9 protein-coding genes are annotated in these 12,708 nt (G+C 56.2%); 4 read left to right on the forward strand and 5 right to left on the reverse strand.

Annotated features, from left to right (window positions below):
- Nucleotides 1–409: 409 nt before the first annotated feature.
- Together MIM_RS16360 and MIM_RS16365 are read left to right on the forward strand one after the other, a co-directional pair.
- On the forward strand, nucleotides 410–1,567 hold the full coding sequence (locus MIM_RS16360; RefSeq protein WP_025373840.1) for an FAD-dependent monooxygenase: 1,158 nt from the start codon (nucleotides 410–412) through the stop codon (nucleotides 1,565–1,567).
- Nucleotides 1,568–1,657: 90 nt separating this feature from the next.
- On the forward strand, nucleotides 1,658–2,974 hold the full coding sequence (locus tag MIM_RS16365) for an MFS transporter (protein ID WP_025373841.1): 1,317 nt from the start codon (nucleotides 1,658–1,660) through the stop codon (nucleotides 2,972–2,974).
- A 130-nt stretch (nucleotides 2,975–3,104) separates the two neighbouring features.
- Here MIM_RS16365 and MIM_RS16370 read toward each other — a convergent pair whose 3' ends face one another.
- Nucleotides 3,105–4,007, reverse strand: coding sequence for a LysR family transcriptional regulator (locus tag MIM_RS16370; RefSeq protein WP_025373842.1), 903 nt, complete (start codon nucleotides 4,005–4,007; stop codon nucleotides 3,105–3,107).
- A 343-nt stretch (nucleotides 4,008–4,350) separates the two neighbouring features.
- On the opposite strand from MIM_RS16370, the gene MIM_RS16375 reads away from it, so the two are divergent.
- Together MIM_RS16375 and MIM_RS16380 are read left to right on the forward strand one after the other, a co-directional pair.
- Entirely contained in the window at nucleotides 4,351–5,565 is a 1,215-nt protein-coding gene (locus MIM_RS16375; protein ID WP_025373843.1) for an MFS transporter, read from the forward strand.
- 37 nt (nucleotides 5,566–5,602) lie between these two features.
- Nucleotides 5,603–6,652 (forward strand): NAD(P)-dependent alcohol dehydrogenase, encoded by a 1,050-nt coding sequence (locus tag MIM_RS16380; protein ID WP_025373844.1) that lies wholly within the window; start codon nucleotides 5,603–5,605, stop codon nucleotides 6,650–6,652.
- A gap of 176 nt (nucleotides 6,653–6,828) precedes the next feature.
- Here MIM_RS16380 and MIM_RS16385 read toward each other — a convergent pair whose 3' ends face one another.
- The 4 genes from MIM_RS16385 to ilvD form a co-directional block, all read right to left on the reverse strand.
- Nucleotides 6,829–9,069 (reverse strand): xanthine dehydrogenase family protein molybdopterin-binding subunit, encoded by a 2,241-nt coding sequence (locus tag MIM_RS16385; protein ID WP_025373845.1) that lies wholly within the window; start codon nucleotides 9,067–9,069, stop codon nucleotides 6,829–6,831.
- A gap of 12 nt (nucleotides 9,070–9,081) precedes the next feature.
- Nucleotides 9,082–9,555, reverse strand: coding sequence for a (2Fe-2S)-binding protein (locus MIM_RS16390; protein ID WP_025373846.1), 474 nt, complete (start codon nucleotides 9,553–9,555; stop codon nucleotides 9,082–9,084).
- A gap of 380 nt (nucleotides 9,556–9,935) precedes the next feature.
- Nucleotides 9,936–10,826, reverse strand: coding sequence for an AraC family transcriptional regulator (locus MIM_RS16395; protein WP_025373847.1), 891 nt, complete (start codon nucleotides 10,824–10,826; stop codon nucleotides 9,936–9,938).
- Between the two features lie 160 nt (nucleotides 10,827–10,986).
- The gene (gene ilvD / locus MIM_RS16400) at nucleotides 10,987–12,672 is read right to left on the reverse strand and encodes a dihydroxy-acid dehydratase (RefSeq protein WP_025373848.1); all 1,686 of its coding nucleotides are present in this window, start codon (nucleotides 12,670–12,672) and stop codon (nucleotides 10,987–10,989) included.
- Nucleotides 12,673–12,708 lie beyond the last annotated feature (36 nt).

Genomic DNA, 12,708 nt, shown 5'->3' on the forward strand with positions numbered 1-12,708 from the left:
TTTATAGCCTACACACTATTTAATAGTATATAACAATCATCATTCACCGAGCATAAACAAGGTTAATAATGACATAATCCGGTGCAATTTCGCGACGCGAACTATTCTGGTGCAGTGCAATCTCGTCTATCTTAACGATAGAAAACAACAATAAAAATCGCGCCTGCCAGACATTCAATACCATTGATAACCTTTGGAAAATTTCATTTGTGAACCAAAATCGGGCAACGCAGCATAAGGCAACACTCACGCATCCATCGCTATCGACATCATCTGTTTATTTTTACTTACATCAAAATCAGTGAACTGCTCGTAAACCCCAATTCGTTTTTATTCTAATCCTAATAATAAGTGTGTACACTTTTGTTTATGCGAAATGAACTTGAATCAGATAGTCAGGAGTAATGTTATGAAAGAATCAGTCAAAATTGCGATCGTGGGCGCCGGCCTGGGTGGAGCCGCAGCAGCCACGCTGCTGCAGAACGCAGGCTTTGAAGTCGAAGTCTATGAACAGGCGCCAGAATTTTCGCGACTGGGCGCCGGCATCCATGTCGGCCCGAATGCCATGAAAGTGTTCCGTCGCATGGGGCTGGAAAAACAACTGGAACAAATGGGCTCACATCCGGATTTCTGGTTCAGCCGCGATGGCAACAGCGGCGAATATTTGTCCCGCATTCCCCTGGGTGAATGGGCCAGAAAAGAATATGGCGCATCGTATATCACCATTCACCGCGGCGATATGCATGCCTTGCAAATGTCCAGCATCAAACCAGGAACCGTTCACTTTGGCAAGAAACTGGAAACGCTGGAAGACGATGGCGATCAAGTCCAACTGGGCTTTGCTGACGGCACCCGCGTTACCGCCGATATTGTCATTGGCGCCGACGGCATCTATTCAAAAATCCGCGAAACCCTGCTGGGCGTCGAAGCACCCACCTATAGCGGCTGGGTCGCTCATCGTGCACTGATACGCGGCGAAAATCTGGTCAAGTTTGCCGATGAATTCGAAGATTGCGTCAAGTGGTGGACCGAAGATCGCCACATGATGGTTTATTACACCACCGGCAAGCGCGACGAATATTACTTCGTTACCGGTGTCCCGCATGAAGCCTGGGATTTCCAGGGCTCATTTGTGGATAGCTCCCAGGAAGAAATGCTCGCCGCATTCGAGGGTTATAACCCGACCGTACAGAACCTGATCCGTTCGACAGAGAACATTACCAAATGGCCTCTGCTCAACCGCAACCCGCTGCCCATCTGGAGCCGGGGCCGCCTGGTCATGCTGGGAGACGCCTGCCATCCCATGAAACCCCACATGGCGCAGGGCGCCTGCATGGCGATTGAAGACGCTGCCATGCTGACCCGCTGTCTTGAAGCTACCGGTCTGAGCGATTATCGAACCGCCTTCGAACTGTATGAGACCAATCGCAAGGAGCGCGCTTCCAAGGTCCAGTCGGTCTCGAATGCAAACACCTTCCTGCTCAAGCAGGAAGATCCCGCGTGGGTCTACGGCTACGATCTGTACGAGCAGGATCTGACGACGCAAAACGCCAACGCAACGTCATAAAACACGGCCCGTATCCGGATGACCGCGCCATCCCTGTCATCCGGCATAAACGCCCGCCATACGCCCCCCTCTTTCCAGGAGACATTTGTCGTGAACTCGACCACTTCAAACCCACCATTGCTCCAGACCGGCGAAACAAACCGGGACCTTTATACCAAAATTACCTGGCGCCTGATTCCCTTTCTGTGTTTCTGTTATCTCGCAGCCTATCTGGACCGAATCAATGTCGGTTTTGCCAAATTGCAAATGGTGGAAGATCTGCAGTTTAGCGTCACCGCCTATGGCCTGGGCGCAGGCCTGTTTTTTGTCGGCTACATTATTTTCGAAGTGCCCAGCAATCTGATTCTGGAAAAAGTGGGCGCACGCATGTGGATCGCACGCATCATGATCACCTGGGGCATTCTGTCCGGCCTGACCATGTTCGTTACCACGCCCACGCAATTTTACGTCCTGCGCTTTATCCTTGGCGCCGCCGAAGCGGGCTTTTTGCCTGGCGTCCTGTATTACCTGACAACCTGGTACCCCACTTACCGTCGTGGAAAAATCATTGCCCTGTTCATGATTGGCCTGCCGCTATCGAGCGTGATCGGCGGGCCCCTCTCGGGCTGGATCATGAACCATTTTGACCAGTTGCATGGCTTGCGCGGCTGGCAGTGGCTGTTCCTGCTCGAATCCATTCCAAGTGTGCTGCTGGGTCTCCTGACGTTCTGGGCTCTGCCAGACAATCACCACAAGGCAAAGTGGCTTAACAGTGAAGAACGGGCACTGCTGCAGCGTGATCTGGATCATGACAATGCCGAAGGCAAACACAGCAAGCATTCATTCAAAGACGGTTTTTTCAATCTCAAAGTATGGATGCTGGGCAGTATTGATTTTTCGATTCTGCTGGGTGCCTATGCCATCGGCTTCTGGATGCCCTCGTTTATCCGTAACGCGGGGGTCACCGACACCTTTGATATCGGCTTGCTGACAGCCATACCCAGTATTGCAGGTGTGATCGGCATGCTGGCTATCGGCGCCAGCTCCGATTACTTTCGCGAGCGTCGCTGGCACCTGGCGGTTCCTCTTACCGTAGGCGCCATTGCCCTGACCTTCAGTACATTTGTCTCGAGCAACCTGATCCTGACCGTTGTCACCTTTACCATTGCCTCGTGCACCCTGCTGGGTGCGGTGCCGGTATTCTTCAGCCTGCCCGCGACCTTTCTTAAAGGCACTGCAGCAGCCACCGGGTTTGCCCTGGCCTGCTCGATCGCCAATATTGCCGGCCTGGTCAGCAACTCGCTGATCGGCTGGGCCACCGACCTGACAGGCACGGCACATGCAGCCTTGTGGTTCTTTGCCGTGTGCCTGGTGTGCAACGCCGTTCTGGTGCTGGCGGCCTTCCCGGCCAGGCTGGTCAATCGCTGACCACGACGGTAAACACCGGCTGTCGTCACCAACAGCCCCTGCGATCCGAGCCCGATCGCAGGGGCTTTTTTACATCAGGCTCACAAGGCACTGAAGTGCTCACTGACAGTTTATATTTTGGGCAAAACATTCAACGGCCCGCTGCGCCGATACGCAATGCATTGAGCACCAACGAGAACGCAGTAGACGGCTGGCGACGACTGGGATAATAAAGATGATAACCGGTAAAGGGCGGGCACCAGTCCTGCAATACAGACACAAGGCGACCCGATTCAATATGTGGCATCAGCTCGTCCTCGGGCAGCAAGGTGATACCCAGCCCGGCCAGCGCAGCGTCCACCTGAGGCTGCGTGGTATTGAAGATCAGCGGGCCATCCACACGCACATTGACCTGCTTGCCGCGACGCTCGAAGTTCCATACGTACAGCCCGCCAGACGTTTGCATGCGCTGATTGATACAACGATGCGCCATGAGATCCTGCGGCTTGCGCGGCACCGGGTGCTCTGCAAAATAGTCTGGTGAAGCCACCACGGCCATACGCAAGGGCGGGCCGATGGGTACGGCAATCATGTCCTTGTCAATGGTATTGCCCAGGCGTACACCGGCATCGAATCGATCCGCCACAATATCACGGAGGCCATAATTCACATCAAACTCCAGTTTGATATCCGGATACTCGCGCAACACAGGCACCAGCTTGGGCAACAGGATGGCCTGCAACACGTGATCGCCACAAGTGATCCTTACGGTGCCTGCCGGTTTGTCTCGCAGGGCGGTCAACTCATCCAGCTCGGCCTCGATTTCATCGAAACGATGGCCGATAGCCAGCAACAAACGCTCGCCGGCGGGCGTCACCGACACACTGCGCGTTGTACGCGTCAGCAGGCGGATTTGCAGGCGGGACTCCAGACCGCTGACCGCCTGGCTTAGTGCCGATTGCGTGACACCTAGCCTTGCAGCGGCACGCGTAAAACTCCCTTCGCGCGCTACGGTCACAAAAGAGACAAGATCGTTCAGATTACGCCTGGCCATGCACTCAATTTCCTGTAAATTTTATTAATTAGTATAGCTTATAAGCCTTTTCAGCATTCATTAGCTAGTCATAACGCAGTGCTTTTGCCACAATACGTGCTATGAAAAAGTTGCTCTGTGCCGCCGCGATGCGTTTACGGTACGCCCTGTGGACGTTGATTAGCACCCCGATTCCGGGCTTGCTGGTTTTCAGTTCAGCGAACTTGTCCGGTGCGCCGGGTGCAGGGGCAACGCGCCTGTATAAGGCACGTTAGGGACACCTGCAAGCACACTGCCGCCGCCTCTTGCATGCAATGCATGCCCTGATCCAATTTAACTACGCGATCACCCATCAAAGAACACTATGACAACTGAAGTATTAGACCTGCCCCGCAACGCTACCGAATCCGTCAGCGCAGCAGAAACCACCAGTGCCTATTGGAGCGGCGTTTTCGCGATGACACTGTGCGTCTTTGCGCTTATTGCGTCTGAATTTATGCCCGTCAGCCTGTTATCACCGATCGCCGCCGATCTGCGTGTTACCGAGGGCATGACCGGCCAGGGTATTGCCATATCAGGCGCCTTCGCCGTCATCACGAGCCTGTTTATCTCATCACTGGCCGGCGCGGTGAACAGAAAAACGCTGCTGCTGGTATTAACGACGCTGATGGCCATCTCCGGCGCGATCGTCGGACTGGCGCAAAACTATACGATCTATATGGCAGGACGCGCGCTCATTGGCGTAGTCGTTGGCGGATTCTGGTCTATGTCAACTGCGACAGCCATGCGACTGGTTCCAGCCTCCCAGGTACCACGAGCGCTGGCGATCTTCAACAGCGGCAATGCATTGGCTACCGTGGTGGCGGCCCCACTTGGCAGTTATCTGGGTGCGGTTGTCGGCTGGCGCGGCGCTTTCCTTTGCCTGGTGCCCGTTGCCCTGATTGCATTTGCCTGGCAATGGATCAGCCTGCCAGCCATGCCGGCCCGGCAGCGCAGCGGTGGCTCACTCAATATCTTCACATTGTTTCGCAGCAGGGTCGTCCGGTTAGGTATGCTGGGTGTCGGTATCTTTTTTATGGGACAGTTCACGCTTTTTACCTATGTGCGGCCTTTCCTGGAAACCGTAACACAGGCTCAGGCTCCTGCGGTGACACTTGCGCTGCTTGTCATCGGCATCGCGGGCTTTATCGGCACCACAGTCATCGGTACGGTATTAAAATGGCAGTTCTATACAACCCTTATTGCCATTCCCCTGTTGATGGCTGCCACCGCCCTTGCCCTGATCGTTTTTGGTGGCACTGTTGCTACCGCCATCAGTTTACTTGGCCTCTGGGGCTTCATCTCTACCGCTGCCCCCGTGGGCTGGTGGTCCTGGATCGCCCGCACGCTACCACAGGATGCAGAAGCAGCAGGAGGATTAATGGTCGCAATCATTCAGCTGTCCATTGCACTGGGCTCGACCCTGGGCGGCGTGCTGCTGGATCATGGTGGCTACCACAGTACTTTTTTTGCAAGCGCAGGCCTGCTGCTGCTTGCGGCCCTGCTGATTTACCAGACCTCACGCTCGGATACGGTATAACACGCCTGAGCCTCATCAACTTTTAAGGATGAATACCATGAAAGTCAAAGCCTATGGCGCCCATGCGGGCGATCTTCCCCTCGAATCCCTGGACATTACCCGTCGCGCGCCGGGTGCACACGACGTGCAGATCGACATCGCCTATTGTGGCGTGTGTCACTCCGATCTTCACCAGGTACGTTCTGAATGGGCCGGCACGCTCTACCCCTGCGTACCGGGACATGAGATCGTTGGTCGCGTAACAGCGGCAGGCGCACACGTTTCGAACTTCAAAGTCGGCGATCTGGTTGGCGTTGGCTGCATTGTAGACAGCTGCCAGCATTGCGATGATTGCGCTGAAGGGCTGGAAAATTATTGCGACAATATGATCGGCACCTACAACTTTCCGACAGCCGATGCGCCCGGCCATACATTGGGCGGTTATTCCCAACAGATCGTAGTGCATGAACGCTATGTACTGCACGTCCGCCATCCTGAAGCGCAACTGGCTGCTGTCGCGCCGCTCTTGTGCGCCGGCATCACCACTTATTCGCCGTTGCGCCACTGGAATGTCGGTCCGGGCAAAAAAGTAGGTGTTGTGGGCATCGGCGGCCTGGGCCACATGGGTATCAAAATTGCACATGCAATGGGCGCGCATGTAGTGGCCTTTACCACCTCCGAGTCCAAGCGTGAAGATGCCCGGGCGCTGGGGGCAGACGAAGTCGTGGTATCGCGTAATGCAGAAGAAATGCAGGCCCACGCCAACAGCTTCGATATGATCCTCAACACCGTAGCCGCACCACATAGCCTGGATGAATTTCTGAGCTTGCTTAAACGTGACGGTGCATTAACGCTGGTCGGTGCACCCGCTACACCACACCCATCGCCAGAGGTGTTCAACCTGATCACGAAACGGCGCACACTGGCCGGCTCCATGATTGGCGGCATTCCAGAGACTCAGGAAATGCTGGATTTCTGCGCTGAACACGGTATCGTCGCAGACATCGAGCTTATCAGTGCGAATCAGATCAATGATGCGTACGAACGCATGCTCAAGAGCGACGTGAAGTATCGCTTTGTGATCGATAACGCCACGCTGGCCGCGTGATTCGTAGCATGACATACCGGTGAAGGCACGCAAGAGGCAGCCAGACTAATCAACATCCTGCCTGGTTGTCCTGCAATCGTTGCAGTCAACGCAATTGCTGCGCTATTTAAAACCAAAAAATCGCCCCGGATGACATCTGTCTTCCGGGGCGATTGCTTTTAACCGTACTTTCCTGCTCAGCTCAATTTAAACGGAAGCGTGCGCAAAGGCTTGCCGGTAATACTGGCAATAGCATTGGCAAAGGCCGGCGCCAACGGTGGCAGACCCGGTTCCCCCATGCCAGTGGGAGGCTCCGCGCTGGGCACAATATGCACGGCGATTTCCGGCGCGTCGGTAATCCGCGGCACGCTGAAGTCACCGAAATTACTCTGCTGCACCACGCCATCTTTCAATGTAATGGCAGCGCCCGGCAGGCACATCGACAGCCCCATGATGGCCGCCCCCTGCACCTGAGCTTCCACGCTGCGCGGGTTGACGGTCAGATTACAGTGTACGCCGGCAGTCGCCCGATGCAGCACGGGCTTGCCATCCTTAACCGACGCCTCTACCACATACGCCACCACAGAGCTGAAGGATTCATGCACAGCGACGCCCCAGGCACGGCCTTCTGGCAAAGCGGTCTTGCCATAGCCACTATGCTCTACGGCCAATTGCAACGCTGCCTTGTGGCGCGGGCTTTTGTCGCCAAAGAGTGCCATACGATAGGCAACCGGGTCCTGTTTGGTCGTCCGCGCAATATCGTCGATCAGCGTTTCCATGACGAAAGCCGTATGCGTAGAGCCGACGCTACGCCACCACAATACGGGCACATTCACTTTGGGGTGATGTACCGTCAACTGCATCGGTATTGGGTATGGGTCACGCATGCCTTCAGTTGCCGTTGAGTCGATACCGTTTTTGATCATGGATTCGAGCGGTGTACCGGCGACAATGGATTGTCCCACCAGCGCGTGTTCCCAGGCCAGCACTTTGCCGTTGTCGTCAAAGCCGATACGGGCGCGATGCAAATGCACAGGACGGTAGTAGCCGCCCTTGATGTCGTCTTCGCGGCTCCATAACGTACGGATAGGCGCATCCAGACCTGCCGTCCTTGCGGCCTTGGCCACTTCGCAGGCAAGCACAACGAAATCGCTCGTACCCACACCGCGTCGGCCAAACCCGCCGCCGGCGGTTTGTACATGCACCTGAATCTGCTCAGGCTTAAGACCCAGGACACGGGCAGCAGCCATGGCATCAAAGCCCGGCATCTGCGTACCCACCCACAATTGCGCACCTTTCTCTGTCGTCTGAACGGTGCAGTTCAACGGCTCCATGGGCGCGTGAGCCAGATACGGGAACACAAATTCGGCATCCAGCTTATGTGCCGCTGAAGCCAGAGGTGACATATCAGCTTCGTACAGGCGAGGGCCAGGCGTTTCTGCCATTTCCCGGTACTGAGTCAGTTGTTTTTCGCTGTCTACTTTCTCTACGGTGGACGTATCCCATTGCAGTTTAAGCGCATCGCGCCCCTGCCTGGCTTGCCAGTAGCCCTCGGCAATAACGGCTACACCCTGCCCGCCGCCATCAACAGCAACGCGCAGTACCGCCTTGACACCCTTGACGGCGCGCGCCGCCGCATCATCCATAGACGCCAGCTTGCCGCCGAATACGGGTGGGTGCGCCACCACTGCAGTCAGTTGTCCCGGCAAATTCATATCGATACCGAAATCCTGCTGGCCGCTGCTCTTGGCTTTTGCATCGATCCGGGTCGTTGCTTTGCCAATAATGCGGAAATCTTTTGGGTCTTTCAATGTCACTTTCTCCGGCACAGGCAGCGCCATTGCAGCTTCGGCCAACTCCCCATAACCGGCCTTGCGGCCATCGGAGCCCAGCACAACCCCCTCTTGCGTGCGCAGGCTGGCGACCTCTACATTCCAGCGTTGTGCTGCCGCAGACATCAGCATGGCCCGGGCGCGGGCGCCCAGCTCACGGTATTGGGTATAGCTGTGCTTGATGGAAGTAGAACCACCCGTCAGGTGCATACCAAAAAGCGGATCCTGGTAGGCCACATCGTTGCTGCCGTTGCTGCTGCGCACGAGACTCCAGTCGGCATCAAGCTCTTCGGCCAGAATCATCGGCAAGCCAGTCTGCACGCCCTGACCAAATTCGAGGCGGTTGATCGTCACGGTTACCTCGCCGCTGGGTGCAATATGCACGAATGCAGACGGTTGCTGACCAGGCTTAAGCACTGAGGCGGCAGTGCCTTCCGCTTCCTGCGCCATGAGCATGTGGGGAAACGCGCCTATCGCCAGGCCACCGGCGCCGACGATTTTCAGAAAACGGCGCCGGGCCAGCGGCGGGCGGCTGGCCGTCTGGCCCTGTTCAAGAATATGTTGCAGTGCGCGTGGCAACTCGCTATGAAATGTAGTGTTCGACATGCAAGGCTCCGATCAGGCAAGGGTTTGGGCAGCATCGGCAATAGCAGCGCGGATGCGTGTATAGGTGCCGCAACGGCAAATGTTGCCGGCCATAGCTGCGTCAATTTCCGCAGCAGTGGGCGGATTACCCTTTGGTCTGGTTTTGAGAAAGGCGGTTGCGCTCATGATCTGGCCGCTTTGGCAGTAGCCGCACTGCGCCACATCATGCTTGACCCAGGCCGCATGAACAGCGGCACCCACAGCATCGCTGCCGTCGGTTACCGCTTCGATGGTGGTGATTTTTTTCCCCTGGACAGCCGAAATCGGCGTGACACAGGACCGGATGGCCTGCCCGTCCAGATGTACGGTACAGGCGCCGCACAGAGCAGCGCCACAGCCGAATTTGGTTCCGGTCATATCCAGCGAATCGCGCAAGGCCCAAAGCACCGGCGTACCAGGATCGACGTCAACAGTATGGTCACTGCCATTGATATTGAGGGTACTCATGATGAGATAGCTCTCCGTATTTAAATTGCATCTGAAATTCGCAACGACTGACCGCGAAGCAGAATGGAGGGGGAAGGAAAAAAGGAACAGGCACGTCACTGATCATCGCGCAACGCACAAACCGCCATTGCCTGATCTGCTATTGCAGATGACCGGATCAGTCCGACACGGAGCAAACACGAGGTGGTACCCGCACGCAGCGCCACAGCAGACAGCTTGCCTGGGATGTCAAATGATTATAAATTCGAAAGCACAGGACAAATTGCCCAATTCTCTGTAATTTTTGCCTGATCCGCTGAACCAATTAAATTTTGCAAATACGCGCCGGATGCGCACAATGCTGCAATGCACACAATTGCAATGCACGCAACGACAAGGCCCTACTGAGAAGACGGGCTTGCACTCACTCGCATACGCCGGACATCACGGTGAGGCGGTTCGCCAAACAGGCGGCTATATTCTCGATTAAATTGGGATGCGCTTTCATATCCCACCAGCCCGCCCACATGCCCGGCATCCAGATTCTGGTTGAGCATCAATTGGCGCGCCTGCTGCAGGCGCAGTTGCTTTTGAAACTGCAATGGGCTCATGCCGGTAATGGCGCGAAAATGGTGCCTGAACGTAGATGATCCCATTCCCGCATAGGCCGCCAGTTCATCAACGTGCATCGGAAGGGTGTAGTTCTGTTTGAGCCAGGTGACGGCCCGGGCAATTTTCTGACTGGGCGATCCTACCGCCACCAAATGCAATAATTGCGGACCGTGAGGACCGGTCAGCAGTCGGATCGTGATCTCCTGTTGAATCAACGGCGCCAGGCGAGGTGCCAGCGCTGGCTCATTCAGCAAATTGACCAGACGGATCAGGGCATCGGTCAGTGCATTATCCAGTGCCTGAACCGTAACTGGCTGACAGGTGCTGTCTTTTTCCGGCCGCAGCAATTGCATTTCAGTTGCCATCTGCACAATCGAATGAGCATCCAGCGCCAGCATCAGGCCAAGAAACGGCTCTCGCTGGCTGGCCTGAGTGATGCATGAAAAGACAGGCAGATCCATGGTGGCCAGCAGACACTGACCCGGTCCGTACTCAACGACCCGGTCTGCAAGCGTAACCTGCTTGGCGCCCTGCACAACCACACCCAGGCCAAAACCATAGACGCAATGCAGCGGCTCGGTGGGTGATTGACGGCGATGAAACGAGAGTGCCGCAATAGGCGTCGCGTGATCCCCGTCGATCTGGGCAAAGGCATTAATCGCTTGTGCCAGCGCACTCATGGAATGACCTCTGAAATAGTTGATGTCTTGGAAAAAGCAGATGCAGTGAAGATACCAGGCTGCTTTCGGCTAGCCTCTCACATACTACCAGATCGGCACGCCACCACTGCCAGTGGCAACGCGCGCTGGCCAACATAGTCATCATTCGGACAGAGTCTCTTCAGAACTTGTCCAGCACCGCTCCAGTGCTTGCCGTTGAGGCATTGAATGCAAACTTGGCCTGCACGCCTCTCGTGTAACGCGGCCTGGGCGCCGTCCACCGTGCCCGCCGCACCTCAATGTCAGCCTCGGGCACATTCAATTGCAATAATAGTTGATGTGCATCGATCGTAATGGAATCACCTTCCTGCACCAGAGCGATGGTACCACCTACGGCCGCTTCCGGTGTGACATGACCCACGACCATTCCCCACGTTCCGCCCGAGAAGCGGCCGTCGGTGATCAGGCCGACCGAGTCGCCCAGGCCCGCACCAATCAACGCGCCAGTGGGAGCCAGCATTTCCGGCATGCCGGGGCCGCCCTTTGGGCCCAGGTAACGCAGCACCATGACGTCACCAGCCTTGATTTTGCCATCCAGAATCGCCTGCAGCGCCGACTGCTCATCATCGAAGACCCGCGCCGGGCCGGTAATCACAGGATTTTTCAGGCCGGTAATTTTAGCGACCGCACCCTCGGGTGACAGATTGCCTTTCAAAATGGCCAGGTGGCCCTGCTTGTACAAAGCCTGCTCGATCGTTCTGATCACCTGCTGATCTGCCGCTGGTGTATCCGGCACCCTCTCAAGCATCTGAGCGATGGTCTGGCCTGTAATCGTAATGCAATCGCCGTTGATTAAACCAGCATTGAGCAGAATCTTCATGACCTGCGGCACACCACCCGCCTTGTGAAAATCCACAGCAAGGTATTGCCCGCTAGGCTTAAGATCACAAATCACCGGCACCCGCTGACGCACGCGCTCGAAATCATCGATGCTCCAGTCGACACCGGCCGCATGGGCGATGGCCAGCATATGCAATACCGCATTGGTCGAGCCGCCGGTTGCCATGATAACGCTGACGGCATTTTCGATAGACTGGCGGGTCACGATATCGCGCGGCTTCAGGTCCTGCTCGATGGCCTTGAGCAGCACCCGGGCCGATTCACCGGCAGAATCGGTTTTTTCGTCATGCACATTGGCCATGGTCGACGATGACGGCAGGCTCATGCCCATGGCTTCAAACGCAGAACTCATGGTGTTGGCGGTGTACATGCCACCGCAGGAGCCCGGGCCGGGAATGGCATGCAGTTCGATCTGCCGCAGGTCCTCATCGCTCATGCGACCCGCTGCATTCTCGCCTACGGCCTCGAACACACTGACGATATTCAGATCCTTATTGTTAAGGCGCCCTGGCAAAATCGTGCCGCCGTACACATAGATGGCGGGCACGTTCGCGCGCAGCATGCCCATCATGCCACCAGGCATGTTCTTGTCACAGCCACCGATAACCACGACACCATCCATCCACTGGCCCTGTACACAGGTTTCCACGCAGTCGGCAATGACCTCACGCGACACCAGCGAATACTTCATGCCTTCTGTCCCCATGGCCATGCCATCGGAGATGGTGGGCGTACCAAACACCTGCGCATTGCCGCCCGAGGCCTCGATCGCCGCAATCGCCGCATCGGCCAGTTTCTGCAAGCCGCTGTTACAGGGCGTGATCGTGCTATAGCCATTGGCCACGCCGACCATGGGCTTGACGAAGTCTTCTTCCTTGTATCCCAGCGCGTAGTACATGGAGCGATTTGGCGCGCGAGCCGGGCCTTGTGTAATATTTGCGGAGCGCAGACGTTTGGGCGAATTCATAGCCTTCCTTGAATCGGACAATGTGGACAGGGACCG

Origin of the sequence: Advenella mimigardefordensis DPN7, from assembly GCF_000521505.1 — a bacterium.
Taxonomy (GTDB): domain Bacteria; phylum Pseudomonadota; class Gammaproteobacteria; order Burkholderiales; family Burkholderiaceae_B; genus Advenella; species Advenella mimigardefordensis.